Annotated in this window: 15 protein-coding genes; 5 read left to right on the top strand and 10 right to left on the bottom strand. The window is 65.3% G+C overall.

Annotated elements, in window-relative coordinates; all coding sequences use genetic code 11:
* Nucleotides 1-249 precede the first annotated feature (249 nt).
* A complete protein-coding gene (locus ACIGHN_RS13100; protein ID WP_396504701.1) occupies nucleotides 250-1,035 on the top strand; it encodes an NPP1 family protein in 786 nt (261 codons plus the stop codon).
* A 213-nt stretch (nucleotides 1,036-1,248) separates the two neighbouring features.
* Here the strand turns inward: ACIGHN_RS13100 and ACIGHN_RS13095 are convergent, their stop codons facing one another.
* The 4 genes from ACIGHN_RS13095 to ACIGHN_RS13080 all read right to left on the bottom strand — a co-directional run bounded on the left by ACIGHN_RS13095 (nucleotide 1,249) and on the right by ACIGHN_RS13080 (nucleotide 4,819).
* The gene (locus ACIGHN_RS13095; protein ID WP_396504700.1) at nucleotides 1,249-2,220 is read right to left on the bottom strand and encodes a 2-hydroxyacid dehydrogenase; all 972 of its coding nucleotides are present in this window, start codon (nucleotides 2,218-2,220) and stop codon (nucleotides 1,249-1,251) included.
* Nucleotides 2,221-2,301: 81 nt separating this feature from the next.
* Nucleotides 2,302-2,763: a nuclear transport factor 2 family protein gene (locus tag ACIGHN_RS13090; protein WP_396504699.1), complete on the bottom strand. Its 462-nt coding sequence runs from the start codon at nucleotides 2,761-2,763 to the stop codon at nucleotides 2,302-2,304.
* 122 nt (nucleotides 2,764-2,885) lie between these two features.
* Nucleotides 2,886-3,797: a 5-dehydro-4-deoxyglucarate dehydratase gene (gene kdgD, locus ACIGHN_RS13085; RefSeq protein ID WP_396504457.1), complete on the bottom strand. Its 912-nt coding sequence runs from the start codon at nucleotides 3,795-3,797 to the stop codon at nucleotides 2,886-2,888.
* A 50-nt stretch (nucleotides 3,798-3,847) separates the two neighbouring features.
* Complete coding sequence (locus tag ACIGHN_RS13080; RefSeq protein ID WP_056417122.1) at nucleotides 3,848-4,819, bottom strand: tripartite tricarboxylate transporter substrate binding protein; 972 nt, start codon at nucleotides 4,817-4,819, stop codon at nucleotides 3,848-3,850.
* A 336-nt stretch (nucleotides 4,820-5,155) separates the two neighbouring features.
* Between ACIGHN_RS13080 and ACIGHN_RS13075 the strand changes: the two genes are divergently transcribed.
* The 3 genes from ACIGHN_RS13075 to ACIGHN_RS13065 all read left to right on the top strand — a co-directional run bounded on the left by ACIGHN_RS13075 (nucleotide 5,156) and on the right by ACIGHN_RS13065 (nucleotide 8,510).
* Nucleotides 5,156-6,262 (top strand): lactonase family protein, encoded by a 1,107-nt coding sequence (locus ACIGHN_RS13075; protein ID WP_396504698.1) that lies wholly within the window; start codon nucleotides 5,156-5,158, stop codon nucleotides 6,260-6,262.
* A gap of 153 nt (nucleotides 6,263-6,415) precedes the next feature.
* Entirely contained in the window at nucleotides 6,416-7,432 is a 1,017-nt protein-coding gene (locus ACIGHN_RS13070) for an SMP-30/gluconolactonase/LRE family protein (RefSeq protein ID WP_396504821.1), read from the top strand.
* 85 nt (nucleotides 7,433-7,517) lie between these two features.
* On the top strand, nucleotides 7,518-8,510 hold the full coding sequence (locus ACIGHN_RS13065; RefSeq protein ID WP_396504697.1) for a Bug family tripartite tricarboxylate transporter substrate binding protein: 993 nt from the start codon (nucleotides 7,518-7,520) through the stop codon (nucleotides 8,508-8,510).
* A gap of 70 nt (nucleotides 8,511-8,580) precedes the next feature.
* On the opposite strand, the gene ACIGHN_RS13060 is transcribed toward ACIGHN_RS13065, so the two are convergent.
* Nucleotides 8,581-8,892 carry a helix-turn-helix domain-containing protein gene (locus ACIGHN_RS13060; RefSeq protein WP_396504696.1) on the bottom strand — a complete coding sequence of 104 codons (312 nt, stop codon included), beginning with the start codon at nucleotides 8,890-8,892 and terminating at the stop codon, nucleotides 8,581-8,583.
* A gap of 227 nt (nucleotides 8,893-9,119) precedes the next feature.
* Between ACIGHN_RS13060 and ACIGHN_RS13055 the strand changes: the two genes are divergently transcribed.
* Nucleotides 9,120-11,171 carry a tetratricopeptide repeat protein gene (locus ACIGHN_RS13055; protein WP_396504695.1) on the top strand — a complete coding sequence of 684 codons (2,052 nt, stop codon included), beginning with the start codon at nucleotides 9,120-9,122 and terminating at the stop codon, nucleotides 11,169-11,171.
* A gap of 72 nt (nucleotides 11,172-11,243) precedes the next feature.
* On the opposite strand, the gene ACIGHN_RS13050 is transcribed toward ACIGHN_RS13055, so the two are convergent.
* The 5 genes from ACIGHN_RS13050 to ACIGHN_RS13030 form a co-directional block, all read right to left on the bottom strand.
* Nucleotides 11,244-11,573 carry an EthD family reductase gene (locus ACIGHN_RS13050; RefSeq protein WP_396504694.1) on the bottom strand — a complete coding sequence of 110 codons (330 nt, stop codon included), beginning with the start codon at nucleotides 11,571-11,573 and terminating at the stop codon, nucleotides 11,244-11,246.
* Nucleotides 11,574-11,784: 211 nt separating this feature from the next.
* On the bottom strand, nucleotides 11,785-12,279 hold the full coding sequence (locus ACIGHN_RS13045; RefSeq protein ID WP_396504693.1) for a rod shape-determining protein MreB: 495 nt from the start codon (nucleotides 12,277-12,279) through the stop codon (nucleotides 11,785-11,787).
* Between the two features lie 237 nt (nucleotides 12,280-12,516).
* The gene (locus ACIGHN_RS13040) at nucleotides 12,517-14,346 is read right to left on the bottom strand and encodes an ABC transporter ATP-binding protein (RefSeq protein ID WP_056417129.1); all 1,830 of its coding nucleotides are present in this window, start codon (nucleotides 14,344-14,346) and stop codon (nucleotides 12,517-12,519) included.
* 336 nt (nucleotides 14,347-14,682) lie between these two features.
* Nucleotides 14,683-15,150, bottom strand: a complete 468-nt coding sequence (locus ACIGHN_RS13035) for a CopD family protein (RefSeq protein WP_396504692.1) — start codon at nucleotides 15,148-15,150, stop codon at nucleotides 14,683-14,685.
* A 264-nt stretch (nucleotides 15,151-15,414) separates the two neighbouring features.
* Complete coding sequence (locus ACIGHN_RS13030) at nucleotides 15,415-16,788, bottom strand: diguanylate cyclase domain-containing protein (RefSeq protein WP_396504691.1); 1,374 nt, start codon at nucleotides 16,786-16,788, stop codon at nucleotides 15,415-15,417.
* Nucleotides 16,789-17,669: the final 881 nt, after the last annotated feature.

Below are 17,669 nucleotides of genomic sequence, written 5' to 3'. Positions count from 1 at the left end.
GCACAGTGGGACGAATCCGTTGGTAGGTGGGTGGTAACCTGCTATGGACCCGCTGTGCAGCGCAGCGCATTGCGATGCGGGACCTATGGTTAATGTAGCTGTCGTCGGGCTTGAAAAGAGTATTTAATGGTATGAGTAGGTTGATCTTGAATATTAAATATTGATGTATTGCTTATAAGATTTGGATGGTTTTTATCCGGGATGCTTGAGCCCTGAATTTTCCTACACCACTTCATTTGGAGGCGGATCATGGTCAACAATCGCAATTTTACCCAAATTATATTTTCTGCATGTATCGCGGCGATGTCTTGTGGAGCCGCGCACGCGCAAAGTGGATTGGACGAAGCCGACGAATTTTTTGAAGACGGTGGAGCATCGGTCTATTTTCATAGCCTGCCCCATAACCAAATTGTGAACTTCCCGGAGAGCGTGGATGAGTTTGAAGCCACTTTCAAGCCCAGGCTTTTTGTGGATGGAGGCTGTGTACCGTACCCTGCCGTGGATGCCTACGGCAATGTAGGCCGGGGTTTGCGTCCTACCTATCCTGTCAATGGAGGGTGTTCACAAAGCATTGGCCAAGTATATGTTCGGGCGGAGCCTTACCACAATGAATGTGCTGTCATGTATGCATGGTATTTTCCCAAGGATATCGTTGTTCTCGGTCAGGGACATACCCATGATTGGGAGGCCGTCGTCGTTTGGCTGAGCCAATGTTCTTCGCAAGCCCAAATTAATGCAGTTTCTTACTCGGCACATGGCGGGTATCAAACGCTTTTCCGTCCACCTCTTTACGGGTCGAGGCCATTGGTGAAATACACAGAGACAGATTTCCCTTTCAACCACAGCTTGACCTATACGGACCATCTGGGCGGCTCTCAACCCGCCATTGCGTGGTCTCGACTGACACCAGCTGCTCGCCAGGCCCTCTCCGATGCTGATTTCGGGGCGGCGATTGTTCCGTTCAAAGATAGTACCTTTCAACACAGTCTTGACAAGGCGTGGGAAAGTCGATTTCAACCGCTCGATGTCAATTAGTCGTGATAATAAATTCATATTAATGAATATTTAATATCAGCCAAATTTTGATTTGGTTGCGACCATTTGCGTTGGCTGGCAGGCCGCTGTGGCGTGGCTTCGGCGATTGCTGCCAGTTATTTTCTAGTATGCGGTCGGTTGGAGCTGCGCCGAGTTTGAACTCGGCGACGATGCCGTTGAATGTCCTATGCAATATCTTTGATGTGGCAATCCCTACTGAGGCCGAGTGGTCCCAGGCACGGGCACGCTCACCGCGCCCTGTGTGTAAAACGCGTCAAGATTCTCCAGCACCAGGTCGGCCATGGCTCGGCGGGTTTCGTGCGTGGCGCTGGCGGTGTGGGGCGTGAGCACCACGTTGTCGAGCACCATCAATGCCTCGGGCACGCGGGGTTCGTCCTCGAAGACGTCCAAGCCGGCGCCGGCGATGCGGCGGTGTGTCAGCGCATCGATCAATGCCGCTTCATCCACCACGCTGCCGCGGGCCACATTGATGAGGAAGCCTTGCGGGCCCAGCGCTTCCAGCACGGTGCTGTCCACCAGATGGCGCGTGGCCGGTCCACCGGCGACGGTGAGCACCAGGTAGTCGGCCCAGCGCGCCAGCTCGACCAGCGACTCGAAGTACTGCTGCGCGATGCCGGAGTCGCGGCGGCGGTTGTGGTAGCCCACTTCCATGCGGAACCCACTGGCGCGCTCGGCCACGGCCTGGCCGATGCGGCCCATGCCGACGATGCCCAGGCGCTTGCCCGAGACGCGGCTGCCCAGGGCGAAGCGGCTCTGCGTCCATGCGCCGCGCCGCACGAAGCGGTCGCTGGCGGCGATGCCGCGCGACACATCCAGCATTAGCGCGAAGGCCATGTCGGCCACGCAGTCGTTGAGCACGCCGGGCGTGTAGCCCACCTGCACGCCGCGCGCTTTGGCGGCGTCGATGTCCAGCGCGTCGAAGCCCACGCCGAAGCTGCTGATGACCTGCAGGTGGGGCAGGGCGGCAATCACCTCGCCCTGAAGCCCGATGGACGCGGTGGTGACCAAGCCCGAAAACTCCGCCCCATGCAACGCCAAGTAGCCGGCCGGGTCGGCCTGGTCCGCCAGGCAGGTGACGTGGTAGCGGGCGGCCAGTTCTGCCTCCAGCGCAGGAAGGGGCAGGCGGCCGATTTGCAGGATGCGGGGCAGGGCGGTGGTGGTCATGGGTGCGGGAAAGAATGGTGGGCGCAAACGGCCCTCAAAAAAAAAAGGGCCGCATCGGCGGCCCTTGGTCGGGTCTGGGCTTCAAGCCGCGACGCGCACGGCCTGGCGGGCCAGCAGCTTCCAGGTGCCGCCTTGATCCTGCCACACGCCCAGAATCTTGATCTGCACCTTGCCGGGCTTGCCTGAGTCGTTGGTGTCGGCCGTCAGCGTGTGGCGCACGATGGCGGTGTTGCCCACGACCTTGATGGTCTGCTCGGTGATGGCGATGGTCACGAAGTCCGACTTGCCGGCGACGAGGTCACCGATAAAGCTGTCCTTGGTGTCCACGCGGCCGCCAGAGTGACCGTAGCTCAGGTCATCAGCCACCAGCTGGGCCAGGGCCGCAGGCGTCGGGTCGATCATGGCCACGCGCAGGCGCTCGGCCGCAGCGGCCACGGCCTGCTCGGCCGATGCCGACGACGTGGCGGGTGCGTGGTTGGCGCAGCCCGCGAGGGCCGCGACAGCCACGATGGTGGCCGTGGCGAGAATGAGCTTTCTGAACATCTTGTCTGTCTCCGTTGTTATGTGTGATGGATGAAGAGTGCAAAGGCGTGCCGCTGCAGAACCCCGCGTCCGTGCACGGCCGGACGCGGGGGATTTCCTGTTTCTGGGGGGGGGCGTGGGTATTACTGCGGGCCGAGCTTGTCGATGAGCGCCTTGAGCTCTTCCATCTCGCTGGGCTTCAAGTCCGTCAGCGGCGCGCGCACCGGCCCGCCGTCGTGGCCCACGATCTTGGCGCCCGCCTTGATGATGGAGACGCCATAGCCTTCCACCCGGTTGCGGATGGCCAGGTAGGGCATGAAGAACTCCTTGAGCAGCTTGTGCTGCGTGGCGGTGTCGTCCGCCGCCACGGCCTTGTAGAACTCCATCGCCGTCTTGGGGATGAAGTTGAAGACGGCGGACGAATACACCGGCGTGCCCAGCGCCTTGTAGGCAGCCGCATAGACCTCGGCCGTGGGCAGCCCGCCCAGGTAGGAGAAGCGGTCGCCCATCTTCATGAAGATCGAAGACATGGTCTCGATGTTGCCCACGCCGTCCTTGAAGCCGATCAGGTTGGGGCAACGGTCGGCCAGGATGGCCAGGGAGTTGGCCGTGAGCTTGGTGCGGTCGCGGTTGTAGACGATGACGCCGAACTTCACGCTGTTGCACACCTGGGCCACATGCTCGATCAGGCCTTCCTGGCCGGCTTCGGTCAGGTAGTGGGGCAAGAGCAGGATGCCGTGGGCGCCCAGGCGCTCGGCTTCCTGGGCATGGGCGATGGCGGTGCGGGTGGGGCCGCCGGCGCCGGCAATGATCGGCACCTTGCCGCGGCAGGTGTCCACCGCGGTCTTGACCACCTGGCCGTACTCGGGGCCCGACAGCGAGAAGTACTCACCCGTGCCGCCGGCGGCAAAGAGAGCGCTGGCGCCGTAGGGAGCCAGCCACTCCAGGCGCTCGATGTAAGTCTTGGGGCGGAATTCACCCTGCTCGTCGAAGTCGGTGATGGGGAACGACAGCAGGCCGGAGCCCATGATGGATTTGAGTTCTTGCGGGTTCATGGTCATTGCAACGAGGGGAGAAAGGTGGATGAAACAGGTGTGTCAGGGGCTCAGTCGAGCTTGATGTTGGCGGCCTTGACCACGCTGGCCCAGCGCGCGCGCTCCTTGGCGAAGAACTGGTCTTGCTCGGTAGGGGTCATCGTGACGACTTCAGCACCCTGGCCGGCCAGGCGCGAACGGATTTCCGGAGCGCGGATGGCGGTGATGAGGGCCTTGTTGAGCTTTTGCACCACGGCCTCGGGCGTGCCGCGCGGCACCAGGATGCCTTGCCATGTGCCCGACTCGTAGCCCGCCACGCCCTGCTCGGCGATGGTGGGCACGTCGCCGATCAGCGGCATGCGCGTGGCCTTGGACACGCCCAGCACCTTGAGCTTGCCGTTCTGCACCTGGGGCAGGGTGGCCAGCATGCCGTTCATCAGCACCTGGGTCTGGCCGGCGACGGTGTCCTGGATGGCGGTCACGCCGCCCTTGTAGGGGATGTACTGCCAGCGCGCGCCGCTGGCGCGCTCCAGCGCCACACCCGCCAGGTGGGGGGCGCTGCCGGTGGCCGTGACGGCAAAGTTCAGGTCGTTCTTCTTGGAGTAGGCGACCAGCTCCTTGAGGTTGCTCACCGGCACGGAGGGATGCACTACCAGCAGGTGGGGCGAGTAGGCCAGCATGGTCACGCCACGCAGGTCCTTCGAGGGGTCGAACGACAGCTTGGTGTAAACCGAGGGGCTGATGGCCAGCGCGCCCACGTCGCACAGCAGCACGGTGTAGCCGTCCGGTTCTGCCTTGGCGACGAAGTCGGCACCCAGGTTGCCATTGGCGCCGGGCTTGTTCTCCACGATCACGCTTTGCTTGAGCGCTTCGGACAGCGACTGGCTGATGGAGCGCGCAATGATGTCCGAGCTGCCGCCTGGAGGGTAGGGCACCACGATGCGCAGTGTCTTGGCAGGCCATTCAGCGGTCTGGGCCGTGGCGGATGCTGCGGCCAGGGCGGCAGTGCAGGCAAGAAGGATGGCGCGACGCTTCAAAGTCATGGAATGTCTCCGTTCGTTAGGTTGTTGTTAGTCATCGTACAACTAAGCCCAGCAAAGCGCAATGATCAATCCCTCAAACCACGGGTTTACCCGTAAAAAATCAGGGTAATCACTGATATTTCAGGGACGAATTTCCCTGTGCTGTCGAGGGAAAAGGCGCTGGATGGATCGCTGAAAACCTCGGGTAATCCCTTTGTCATGCCCAGCATGTGTGGGGCCACAATGGCGCCCATGTTGTATGACGACATATAACAAACCGACGCCGCATGGCAACGAACCGCGGCCGAACAACGCCTGGCCACGCCGGGACGCAAGCAACAACCAAAGGGGATAGGAATGATCGCAGCACTTCGTACCCACCGCCGTCCGGGACGGCTGGCGCAGCTGGCCTTTGCCGTGGGCGCCGCACTGGCCACCCCCGGTGCCTGGGCCGCCACCTGGGTCTATGTGTCCAATGCCGACAGCCAGGACGTGTCGGTCTATGAGCTGGACCGCAGCGCCGCGGCGCTCAAGCCCGTGGACACCACGGCGGTCGGCGGTATGGCCATGCCCATGGCGGTGAGCCCCGACAAGAAGGTGTTGTACGTGGCATTGCGCTCGCAGCCGTTTCGCGTGGTGAGCCTGGCGATCGATCCCGCCAGCGGCAAGCTGCGCAAGTTGGGCGAGGCCCCGCTGGCCGACAGCATGGCCAATATTGACACCGATGCCACGGGGCGCTGGCTGTTTGCGGCGTCTTACCCCGGTCACAAGATCACGGTCAACAGCATTGGCAAGGACGGGGCGGTGGGGGCGGTGCAGCAGCTCATCCCGACGGCACCGAACGCCCACGCCATTCACGCCGACGCGACCAACCGCTTTGTGTTTGCCACCAGCCTGGGCGGCGACAACCTGTCGGCCTGGCGCTTCGATGCCGAAACCGGCAAGCTTTCTGCGAACGAGCCCGCCCTCACCACGGTGGCGCCTGAGAAATCGGGCCCGCGCCACTTCGTGTGGGACAAGGGCCAGCGCTTCATGTACGTGCTCAACGAACTGGACGCCGCCGTGCACGTGATGGCCTACGACGCTGCGCGCGGTGGCCTGCGCTCGGTGCAGCGCGCCAGTGCGCTGCCCGCCGGCTTTACCGGCAAGCCGTGGGCGGCCGACCTGCACCTGTCGCCCGATGGCCGCACGCTGTATGCGTCCGAGCGCACCTCCAGCACGCTCAGCAGCTTCCGGGTCGATGCGGCCACGGGCCAGTTGCAGCCGCTGGGCCAGGTGCCCACCGAAAAATCCCCGCGCGGCTTTGCGGTGGACTCGTCCGGCCGCTTCCTCATCGCCGCAGGGCAGGAGTCGCACCAGGTGTCGCTGCACCCCATCGACCCCGCCACCGGTATCCCCGGTGCGCCCACGCGCGCGCCCGCGGGCAAGAACCCCAACTGGGTCGAGATCGTCGACCTGCCCTGAGCCCGGCGTCCGACAACGCACTGGCACCGAAGCGAACCCGATGACAACCCGAGGAGACACCGCCGCATGAGCCCGCAGCCACCGACCGACCAGGCCTCCAACCCCGCAGCCTTAACGGCCCCCACCGCAGCGCCGGCCTCGCGCCGTGCCTTCATGGCCGGCGCCATCGCCGCCACCGCCGCAGGCACCGGCGGCCTGGCGCAGGCCCAGTCCTTCGACTTCAAGCCCCACCAGCGCTACCCCGATCCGGCCGTGCAGGTGCTGGACCCGTCGTTTGCCAAGTACCGCCTGTTCAGCAGCAGCGTGGAGCAGATCGCCACCGGCTTTCGCTGGGTGGAGGGCCCTGTGTGGGTGGGCGACGGCCGCTACCTGCTGTTCTCGGACATCCCCAACAACCGCATCGTCCGCTGGGACGAGGCCACAGGCCAGACAGGCGTGTTCCGCCACCCGGCCAATTTCTCGAACGGCCTGGCGCGCGACCGGCAGGGCCGCCTGCTGGTGTGCGAGCACCTCACGCGCCGCGTGACCCGCACCGAATACGACGGCAGCATCACCGTGCTGTCCGACGGCTTCAACGGCAAGCGCCTGAACTCGCCCAACGACATCGTGTGCAAAAGCGACGGCTCGATCTGGTTCACCGACCCGCCGTTCGGCATCGGCGGCCATTGGGAGGGCGACAAGGCCGCGTCCGAGCTGCCGCATTCCGTCTACCGCATCGACCCGAGCAGCGGCAAGACCGAGCTGGTGCTGAATGACCTGGCCGGCCCCAACGGCCTGTGCTTCTCGCCCGACGAAAAACGCCTGTACATCGTCGAAGGCCGCGCGCAACCGAACCGCCTGGTCTGGGCGTTTGATGTGGGCACCGGCGCACGCCTTGCCAACAAGCGCGTGCACATCGACGCCGGTGGCCCGGGCGCGCTCGACGGCATCAAGTGCGACGAGGACGGCAACCTGTGGTGCGGCTGGGGCAGCAATGGCTCGCCCAGCGCCAGTGCGGCCGACCTTGACGGCGTGATGGTGTTCAACCCCGCGGGCAAGCCCATCGGCCACATCCGCCTGCCCGAGCGCTGCGCCAACCTGGTGTTCGGCGGGCCCAAGAAGAACCGCCTGTTCATGGCCAGCAGCCATTCCGTCTACGCGCTGTACGTGGAGACGCGGGGCGCCGTCTAGGCGCCATCGCGCGCCTGCCTGGCCCTGGGCCCAGCCCCTCATTCCACCCGTTTCATCCCATCATCCACAAACCAGGAGACTTTCCATGCAACGCAGAACCCTCATCCACACGGCCGCTCTAGCCGCCGCTGTGGGCCTCGCCGCCCTGCCGGCTGCGGCCCAGGGCACCTGGCCCACCGGCAAGACCATCAGCTACGTCGTGCCGTTTGCCGCAGGCGGCACCACCGACACGCTGGGCCGCCTGATCGGCCAGCAACTGGGCACGGCCCTCGGGACCACCGTCGTGGTCGAGAACAAGGGCGGCGCGGCCGGCAGCATCGGCTCGGAAGCCGCGGCACGTGCCGCACCCGACGGCTACACGCTGCTGGGCGGCACCGTGAGCTCGCACGCCATCAACGTGAGCCTGTACCCCAAGCTGGGCTACGACCCCATCAAGTCGTTCAGCCCGGTCACGCTGATCGGCACCAACCCGGTGGTGCTGGTGGTGTCGGCCAACAGCCCGCACAAGACGCTCAAGGACGTGCTCGCCGCGGCCAAGGGCAAGGAAGGCGGCCTGTCGTCCGCGTCTGCAGGCACCGGCAGCTCGCAGCATCTGGCCGTGGAACTGCTGGCCTACAAGTCGGGCGTGAAGTTCACGCACATCCCGTACAAGGGCAGCGGTCCGGCCATCCAGGACGTGATCAGCGGCCAGGTCGACATGATGTTCGACACCACCGTGGTCGCCGCCCCGCACATCCAGAGCGGCAAGCTGCGCGCCATCGCGGTGACCTCGCCCAAGCGCCTGGCGTCGATGCCCGACGTGCCCACGGTGGCAGAGTCGGGCGTGAACGGCCTGGCGGACTTTCAGGTGCAATCGTGGCAGGCGATCTTCGCGCCGGCCAACACCCCAGCGCCCATCGTCACGCGCCTGCATGACGAGATCCGCAAGATCCTGGCCCAGCCCGACATGCAGACCCGCCTGAAGGGCTTCGGCATGGAGCCTGCCGACATGACCACCGCCCAGATCGCCACGTTCCAGAAGGCCGAGGTAGACAAGTGGGCCCAGGTGATCAAGGCCGCCAACATCAAGGTGGACTGAGCCACCAGCACTTTTCAGCGATCTCCCTGTAAGTAGGTTGCGGAATGGTCTTCGGGCCATTCCGCTTTTTTTATGGCGCGTCGGCAGGGTGGGCCGCGCCGGAGCGCCGGGCCAGCACGTAGTCGGGGTGCTGCCCCGTGAGCAGCAGGAACATCGCGTACGCGGGCCCCTGCATGTTGCGCTCGTCGGTCGCGCTTTCGAGCGCCTGCCAGGTGCGCGACTGCACGCCGCCCCGGCTGCCGGTCTGCAGCGGGTAACCCATCAGTTCCGCGGCCTGCGCCTGGCTGAGTCCGGCGGCGGTGCGGCTGGCCTTGAGCTGGTCGCCGGTGGGGATGGGCATAGGCATGGCAAGGGGGATGATGGGACGTGAAGACTCGGGCATGGTTTTGCTATGAAAATGAGAGCTTTTTACGCTGCAGGAGGGCGCGTCAGAGGCCATTCTTAGTCAAAATCGCATGCCGACATATAAGTGTGGCGCAGGCGCGTCATTGGAGAAGATGAGGAACGGCCGCGATGCCTGTCGACGTGGGCAGCTTCTAGAATTTATTCTTACTTGACGAGCGTCAACACCGACAACAAGCCGCGCCAGCGGCATCCGAGGAGGGATTCGTGAGTTACACCATCCAGATCTGGGAAAAGCCCGCGGATTGGCCTTGGCCCACCACCAAGGCAGAAGCGGACGCGCAGTACGAGCGTGCGGAGGCTGCTCCCCAGGTGCCCATGAACCCCAAGTTCGCAGCCTGGGCCCAAGCCGTCGAGCAGCGGTTTCCGGGGTTCTGGGACGTCTACCTCGGTGGCCCGGAGTTGACCGATCCCACCTGGGGTGTGGGTATCAACACCCGCTCTTCGGATTGGGGCCAGCCGTTTGACGATGGCTGGGAGCAGGCAGTCCGGTTGGGTTTGAACCTGTATGACCCGCAAAGCGGTGTGCATTACCTGGCCAACGGCGATGCGCCAGAAGAGCCGGACCTGCCGGTGCGGCGCGCGGCGCGCGCTCGCGAGGCTGGCGACGATGCCGGAGCCTGGGCGCAGTACCGCCGCTGGGCTGCGCGTGGCAACCCCCACGCCGTCTACGCGCTGGGCCGGGCCTTGCGCTTTGGCACCATGGGCCAGCGCAGGCACTTTGACTTGGCAGCCGCGCTGCAGCTCATGGGCGCACACGATGCAGAGACCCGTCAGGATGCCCAGACGTTTTTCCAGCGGTTTCCCGACGAAGCCAAGGCGCGCATACAGGTGTTGATGGCGCGCCTGAAGTCGGCGCCAGGCGAGCAACTGCTGCAAATCATCGACAACGACCGCAAAGCGGTGGACGACGCCGTGGCACGCAGCGAGCAATTGGCCCTGTACTCGCGCAAACACATCGAAGCCACTGATGCCCTGCAGCCTGCTGCGGCCCAGGGCCACGAGGTCGCAGCCTTCCTGCATGCGCTGGATACCGTGATCGGCTGGGAGCAGCCCAACTACGAAAGCGCCCGCTACTGGTGCCAGCGCGCGGCCGAGTGGGACCACGAGCCCGCCAAGCGCCTGCTGGCCGTGATGCACGAGCGGGGCTGGGGCGGCACGGTGGACACGCAGCAAGCCATGAAGTGGAGCGCCGCCGCGCAAGAGCAACGGCAACGGGCGCAGACAAAGCAGCGGGCAATGGAGGAGGCCGAATCGCCCGGCGGCCTGAGCCTCGTGCCCATGGCGCCCGCCTCACCTGCGCCTGGCGCAGCAGCACCTGTAGCCTGGACCGGCAACGTGCTGCGCGACCTGCCAGGCTGGTATGCGCGCGAAGGCAACCCCCATGCCGCCTTTCACCTGGGGACGAGTGACGAGCACGGCCGCTATGGCGCACCTGTCAACCTGGCCCAGGCCCGTGCCTGGTACGCCCATGCGGCAGAGGCGGGCCATGCCGATGCCACCTACAACCTGGGGAACTTCATCGAGAGCGGAAAGGGAGGCGCCAAGGACGTGCTGATGTCCAAGGCGCTGTTCATGCTGGCCAACACGCGCGGCACCACCATGCAGGTAGCCGACCTGCGTATCCGGCGTGAAGAGCAGAGCCCCGTGCGCGCCCTGGTGGCCGCGCTGCGCGAGCCGGGACGCCTCTGCGCAGTGCTGAAGGAGCGGAGCCTTTTGGCACCAGTGGCGGTTGTTGCACCTGTGGCGCCTCTGCCGTCAGCCGGCAAGCCCCTGGCGGCCACTGCGGCAGCAGGCCTGTCTGCTACGGAGTGGGGCCGCACGGGCGAGGCCGCGCCACAGCCCGCCGGGAGTCCGCGCAATACACCCGCTGCACCTGCTACCTCTACCGCCAGGCCGCGCCCTCCAGCCACGTTGGACGACGGCGATAGCGAAGCGCTGCCGGGGAGCGCAGGCCGCCGAGGGCGAAACAGCCCGGCCGCCACTTCGGGTTTTTCGTTGCACTTGGGCCATGTGGCGCTGGCCATCGGTGTGGCCAATGTGGTGTTGCTCATTGCGTTCGTGAAGCCTGGCGCGAGTTTTCGGATGGCGATGGCAGCGCTGGGGTTGGTCGCAGCCTTCGGTGCCTGGCGCACCGCGCGCGATTTCGACTGGTCGGTGCCTGCGCGCGCTGTGGCGGCGGTGTTGGCGGCCGTGCCCATCTTGGGCATGGCCGTGTGCCTGAGTTTGCTCTTCAAGGCCGTGCGAGAGCGCGGGTGATCCGGCACCATGACCGCGGCGGAACCCCTCCCGGTGCCTGCCGAAGCCAACCGGGCAGACCACGCATTGCAGTCAAACGGCCGACACCTCGTGCTGCAGCATCTGCGCAAAGTAGGACTCGGGCGTGATGTTGGTGTAGTTCGGGATGTCCGCCGTCAGCTCCGCGGCCGTCTGGCGCGCTGCTGCTTGCGCCTGTGCGAGGTCGCTGAAGAAGGCGTTGGTCAGTGCCACCACCTGCCCGGGGCGGGGCTCGCCGGGGTAGAGCACGCGATCGCTCTCCAGCCGCACCAGGCCTAGCGGCTGCAGGGCCGCACGGGCAATGAGCATATGCTCGCTGTGGTAGTAGTCGTGGTCGAAGCTGGCGCCCTCGCGCCAGCGGTACAGGGCTGTGATCTTGATCATGCAGCGTGTCTCCCGTCAAAGGCCGCCGCCATGGCCGCCTGCGGCTTGAACGGTAAGGGCGCGCAGCCCGTGTCTGCAGCCGCTTGCGCGACAGTGCACGGCTACGGGGCCGATGATGGGCGTCATGGGAGTGCATTGCTCGGTGCCGCCAAACCTTCTTGGTGCGTGCACCCAGCCTCTTTCGAAGGAAAAGCGCGGCGTTGGAGAGGCGCTACAACAGCACCCGACCCTCTGCAGGAAGGGCGCCTGACTGCAGTTCCGCGCGGGTCAAAGGGCGGCCCTGCCACACGGTGGCGTGCGCGGCGCCCGCCGCAACGGCCAGCTCGCGCAAGGCACGAATCTCCACCTGGGTGTAGCCGCCTTCGGGGTCTCCGAGGGGGTGGATCACCATGCGTGGCGACGGCGCCACCAGGCGCTTCCAGCCAGCGGGAGCGGCCTGGATGACGAAGTGCTTGAGCACCGCTTCCGCCAGCACGAAGTCGGACACCAAAGACCGCGGATGCCCGAACGGGTTGGCCCACGACCCGCCCGACTGCGCCGCAGCCTGCCTGGCTGCGCGGCCTACCGCCAGGACGCTCGGCGTCGCGCCCGGAGACAACGCCACCTCCGGCAGGTCGCGGACCCGCACGTTGGACTTCACATTGAGCACGCTGACCTCGGCCGGCGAGAGCTGCACGTAGTACACGGGAAGCAGGGATTGGAGCATGGCGTCTTGGCAAGGGGAAGCCGCGAGCCTAGCACTGCGCCGCCATGTGACGCCACGCGCCGAAGCCTGGCGCCACGCTGCTGCACGAGGGCCGTGAAGCCTGAATGGCCCGGTCACCGCGCCAACCAGCGCGCGGCAACCTCAACAGCCCCCACCGCGAGCGCACCCTTGGATCGCACTTTTCCGCGCCACAGGTGCGACCCCCAGGTGGGGAGGGCGCTCAGCGCCTTGAGGGGCCTACTCCTCCTCGCCCAGGAACCCGCCGCTCTGGTGACCCCACAGCCGCGCGTACACGCCGCCTTGCGCCAGCAGTTGCGCGTGGGTGCCTTCCTCCACGATGCGGCCGGCATCCAGCACGATGAGCCGGTCCATGGCCGCGATGGTGGACAGGCGGTGTGCAATGGCGATCACGGTCTTGCCTTGCATCAGGCCGTCCAGGCTTTGCTGGATGGCGGCTTCGACCTCGGAGTCGAGCGCGCTGGTGGCTTCGTCCAGCAGCAGGATGGGCGCGTCCTTGAGCATCACGCGCGCAATGGCCACGCGCTGGCGCTGCCCGCCCGACAGTTTCACGCCGCGCTCGCCCACCTGGGCGTCGTAGCCGGAGCGCCCGTGCAGGTCGCTCAGGTTCTCGATGAACTCGGCGGCCTCGGCGCGTTGCGCTGCGGCATGCATGTCTTCTTCCGTCGCATCAGGACGGCCGTACAGGATGTTGTCGCGCATCGAGCGGTGCAGCAGGGACGTGTCCTGTGTGACCATGCCGATGTTGCGGCGCAGGCTGTCCTGCGTCACATGGGCGATGTCCTGGCCGTCGATCAGCACCCGGCCGGCGCGCACGTCATGAAAGCGCAGCAGCAGGTTCACCAGCGTGGACTTGCCCGCGCCGGACCGGCCGATGAGGCCGATCTTCTCGCCGGGCCGGATCGTGAGTTGCAGCTGGTCGATGACGGGGCGGCCGTTGCCGTAGGCAAAGCTCACATTGTCGAAGTGCACCTGGCCTTGGGTCACCTGCAGGGGCTGCGCGTCGGGTGCATCCACCACGGTGCGCGGCTTGGTCAGCGTGTTGATGCCGTCCTGGATGGTGCCGACGCTCTCGAACAGCGTGGTCATCTCCCACATCACCCAGTGGGCATGGCCGGAGACGCGCAGCGTCATGGCGATGACGGCGGCCACCGCGCCTGCGCCCACCTGGCCCTGCGTCCACAGCCACAATGCCGTGCCGCAGGCGCCCAGGATCATGGCCACCACCAGGGCCTGGTTCACGATCTCGAACCGGCTCACCAGGCGCATCTGCGCGTAGCCCGTGAGCTTGAAGGCATCCATGGCCGCGCGTGCAAACTCCGACTCGCGCCGCGTGTGCGAGAAGAGCTTGACGGTGGCGATGTTGGTGTAGGCATCGGTGATGCGCCCGGTCATCACCGATCGCGCATCGGCCTGCGCCTTGCCGACCTTGCCCAGGCGGGGCACGAAGTACCAGCAGGCCAGGCCGTAGGCCACGATCCACACCGCGAAGGGCACGATCAGGCGCGCATCGAAACCTGCCAGCAGGATGAGGATGGTGGCCAGGTAGATGCCCATGCCGATCACCACATCGGTCGTGGTGAAGATCATGTCGCGCACCGCCAGCGCGGTCTGCATGATCTTGGTGGTGATGCGGCCTGCGAACTCATCGGCATAGAAGGCCATGCTCTGGCCCAGCATCAGGCGGTGGAAGTTCCAGCGCAGGCGCAGCGGGAAGTTGATGGCCAGCGCCTGGTGCTTGAGGCTAGTCTGCAGCGACACCAGCACCAGCGTGCCCATCAGCAGTGCGACGATGCCCAGGATGGCACCCTTGCGCTCGTCCCACAGCGCGGCCGGCGCCACGGTGGACAGCCAGTCGACCACGTGCCCGAGCACGGCGAACAGCAGCGCCTCGAACACGGCGATCGCCGCAGAGAGGGCCGCCATCGCCACGACGTAGCCGCGCACGCCGCGCGTGCCGTCCCACACGAAGGCCATGAAGTCCTTCGGTGGCAAATGGGGTTCAGCGGGAGGGTAGGGGGAAATTCGGCTTTCGAAATACTTGAACACGTAGCAGGGCTCCTTGGCACCCGTCGCGTGTCTTTTTGGCGATATCAGTCCGAACGTCGGGTCTGTGCGCTACGGGGCTGTGCGGCTTGCGGCACCGTGTGCTGCATACCTGCGCGCCAGCGTGCATGCCACCGGGGCCGGTGTCCGTGCGGCTTCAAAAAGACAGGGATCAGGTTTGTGAATCCCCGATGGTAGAGGACCCGCAAGGCCGGGGTATGTCAGCAGAGAGCTTGTCCGCCACTTGTGTGGGTGAACCTTGGGGCCGCCTGGCAGAGCCCGCGTTTTTGTGCGCGCAGCCCCATGCCGCCCGCAGCGGAAATGATGCCCTGTGGTGCGCTACAGCAGCACGGTGACCACCACGATCACCACGCCCAGCGCCAGGTTCACCCCCACCCACTGGCGGATGCTGGCCATGGCCTGGCCGCCCGCGGGCCAGTCGGACGCTGCCACCGCGCGTTGCAGGCGCTTGAACAGTGCGAAGCGGATGTGGCCGAAGATGGCCATCATCACGATGCCCAGCGTGGCCATGATCGTCCAGTCGAGCGGCATCGCAAAGGCGCCGCCGGACTGCACCGTCTGCTTGGCCACCCGGCCGATCATCCAGAGCCCGCTGGCGAGCACCACCACGACCGCCACCGTCACGGCCGCCAGAAAGCGCTGCAGCACGTCGTGCATCAAGCGCAGTCGTTGCGGCGGCTCCAGCGATTGGGCAGCGGGGCGCAGGAAGAAATGGGCGAAGACCATGCCGCCGATCCACACGATGATGGACAGGATGTGAGCGAGCTTGAGGGCGTTGTAGAGCATGGTCGTGCGTGGTTGTGGGAGCTTGTGGGGATGCGCCGGCCCGGAGCCGGGGAGGGTGTGCGGACTTTCAGCCCTCTGCCGATTGTGCCGTGGGAGTGCCTTGCAGCCACCCTAGGCAGCGCAGGGCCATATGGATTCGGATGTCGACACCGGGAGGCGGCGGGCAACGTGGCGTGGCGGGGCCGGTAGTGCCAAGGGCTGGACCCCGTTTGAAGGCGGCGTCAATCGGCGCGCCACTGCGGGCGAGCCGGTGATTCACGCGGGTCACGGCGCGGCCATATGGTGCTGTACCGCGACGCACACCTGGTTGCCCCCGTTTTTCTTGGCCAGGTACATGGCCTCGTCCGCATGGATCAGCAGCAGGTGGGCGTCCGTGCCGTGCTCGGGGTAGACGGCTATGCCGATGCTCGGCTGCATGGCCACGCTGTGGCCGTCCAGGTCGAAGGCGTCACCAAACGCCGCCAGAATCTTGCCTGCCACGGCACTGGCGTGGTCGCTCGCGTGGCCGGACTCCAGCAGCACCACGAACTCGTCGCCGCCCAGGCGTGCCACGGTGTCGGAGCCGCGCACGCAGCCTTGCAGGCGCTGCGCCACCCGCTGCAGCAACAGGTCCCCCATCGCATGGCCCAGGGTGTCGTTGACGTCCTTGAAGCGGTCCAGGTCGATGAACAGCAGCGACAGCAGGCGGTCGTCCCGCCGCGCGCGCGCCAGTGCCGTGCCCAGGCGGTCCAGAAACAGCTGCCGGTTGGGCAACTGGGTGAGCTGGTCGTACTGCGCCATGCGTTCGAGACGCTCGTGCATCTGCTTGCGCTCGATGGCTGCCGCCACCTGGGTCGACACGAACTGCAGCAGCTCCTTGTCCTTGTGGGTGTACCGCCCTTGGTCGCTGTAGCTTTGCAACACGAGCGCGCCCAGCACGCCGTTCTGGGTGGACAGCGGCACGGCCAGCCAGTAGAGCGGGGCGCCCGGCGCGGGTTGCGGCGTGGGGAGGACGCGGTGGGTATCGGGGGTGATGAGCAGGGTGGTGCCGGTGTGGATGACCTCGCGGCACAGCCGGATCTGCTCTTCGGACACGGGCGCCGGCGCCGCAGATGCGGGTGCGTCGCCGGGATGCACGTGGTATGGAAAGCTCAGCGTATCGCTGCCTGCGTCGTACAGTGCCACCGAAAAGTGTGCTGCATGCAGCAGCACGCCCACGATCTCGTGGATGCGCTGGAACAGCGACTCCAGCGTGCGCGCGGCATGCGCGGCTTCGGAGATTTCATAGATCGCCGATTGCATGGACTCGGTGAACTTGCGCTCCGTGATGTCGTGCGCCACCGCCAGGCGCACCTGCCGGTCGGGCAACCAGCGGGCCGTCCAGCGGATGTGGGCCACGCTGCCGTCCTTGCGCACGTAGCGGTTTTCGAACTGCAGCTGCAATTGGCCGTCCATCACACGCTGCGCCTGCTGGCTGGTGGTGGGCAGGTCCTCGGGGTGCACCAGGTCGAGCATGCGCAGCCCGACCGCTTCCTGCGGGGTGTAGCCAAAGATGCGCTCGAACGCCGGGCTCACGAAAACGATGGTGCTGTCCGGCTGGACGATGCAGACCGCGTCCAGCAACAGATCGACGACATTCACGGAGGAGATGCTTTGCATGCGCTGGGCGTTACTGGGTGTGCGAAGGGAGAACGCCCATTGTGCAGTGCTGCGCGGCGATTGCTGTCCCCTGTGTGCGCACAGCCCCCATGCGCTCCGGGCTGGACACTTGTTGAACAACACAAGGTGGTGCCAGATTGCGTGCGCCAGGACGGCTGCGTGCCATCCACTGCTGACGTTGTCCACGCCCTCGCGTGGGATGGCGCTGCCCTGCGCGCCGGCAGCAGTTCAACCGAGTTCCATCAGTGCTGGCACGGCTTGTTGGCGGAACGCTGCAATCACTCCTGCCGTGTGCGTGCATTTGGTAGAAGCTGCGGCGGCAGGGTGTTACGAACAACTGAAATCCTGTTGCGCGGTATTGCAAAACAATATGCCGTTGCACTTGGTTTTTTCAGCTAAAAGTGTTTTTTCAAAAAAAATGCCTGTTGCAATCGTTCTCATCAGCACATTGTTGTGTTGATGGCGTCTTTTTGGAATTTGCGGCATCCGGTCCACAAAGATAATTCACTTTCTTGTTGAATCACGGTTGTTGAATCGCTCCATCCTTGACCGCCTCGTTGAATGTTCTGAACCTGCACGGCATGCAGTCATGGCCCATCCTGTCCGGGTGGCCTTGGCCATGTTGGAACGGCTCGCGCTTCATGATTTCGACCATTGCTTTCAGTCCCACGGGTGTGGCAAGTCGCCGTCAGTCACGTGCGGCGCGCCAGGCAGTTGGGTGGTTGATGGCCAGAGCAGATTCATCGTGCCATAACGATAGCCCCCCCAAATCAGGGCAGGCTCCAACAATAACTGCAGTGCAAAGCCGTGGGGCTCCATGCATCGTGAAATCAGCGTTCATGCAGTTTATTTTCAATGCTTCAAACCTCGATTCAACGGCT

The sequence above is a fragment of the Acidovorax sp. NPDC077693 genome, assembly GCF_044542805.1.
GTDB lineage: Bacteria > Pseudomonadota > Gammaproteobacteria > Burkholderiales > Burkholderiaceae_C > Acidovorax.
The sequence above is the reverse complement of the archived record's forward strand: the minus strand, read 5'-3'. Positions and strand labels throughout refer to the sequence as shown.

Bases quoted from the DNA above. Each gene is read 5' to 3' on its own strand.
- ACIGHN_RS13100 (WP_396504701.1), top strand. From the start codon at position 250: ATGGTCAACAATCGCAATTTTACCCAAATTATATTTTCTGCATGTATC.
- ACIGHN_RS13095 (WP_396504700.1), bottom strand. From the start codon at position 2,220: ATGACCACCACCGCCCTGCCCCGCATCCTGCAAATCGGCCGCCTGCCC.
- ACIGHN_RS13090 (WP_396504699.1), bottom strand. From the start codon at position 2,763: ATGTTCAGAAAGCTCATTCTCGCCACGGCCACCATCGTGGCTGTCGCG.
- kdgD (WP_396504457.1), bottom strand. From the start codon at position 3,797: ATGAACCCGCAAGAACTCAAATCCATCATGGGCTCCGGCCTGCTGTCG.
- ACIGHN_RS13080 (WP_056417122.1), bottom strand. From the start codon at position 4,819: ATGACTTTGAAGCGTCGCGCCATCCTTCTTGCCTGCACTGCCGCCCTG.
- ACIGHN_RS13075 (WP_396504698.1), top strand. From the start codon at position 5,156: ATGATCGCAGCACTTCGTACCCACCGCCGTCCGGGACGGCTGGCGCAG.
- ACIGHN_RS13070 (WP_396504821.1), top strand. From the start codon at position 6,416: ATGGCCGGCGCCATCGCCGCCACCGCCGCAGGCACCGGCGGCCTGGCG.
- ACIGHN_RS13065 (WP_396504697.1), top strand. From the start codon at position 7,518: ATGCAACGCAGAACCCTCATCCACACGGCCGCTCTAGCCGCCGCTGTG.
- ACIGHN_RS13060 (WP_396504696.1), bottom strand. From the start codon at position 8,892: ATGCCCGAGTCTTCACGTCCCATCATCCCCCTTGCCATGCCTATGCCC.
- ACIGHN_RS13050 (WP_396504694.1), bottom strand. From the start codon at position 11,573: ATGATCAAGATCACAGCCCTGTACCGCTGGCGCGAGGGCGCCAGCTTC.
- ACIGHN_RS13045 (WP_396504693.1), bottom strand. From the start codon at position 12,279: ATGCTCCAATCCCTGCTTCCCGTGTACTACGTGCAGCTCTCGCCGGCC.
- ACIGHN_RS13035 (WP_396504692.1), bottom strand. From the start codon at position 15,150: ATGCTCTACAACGCCCTCAAGCTCGCTCACATCCTGTCCATCATCGTG.
- ACIGHN_RS13030 (WP_396504691.1), bottom strand. From the start codon at position 16,788: ATGCAAAGCATCTCCTCCGTGAATGTCGTCGATCTGTTGCTGGACGCG.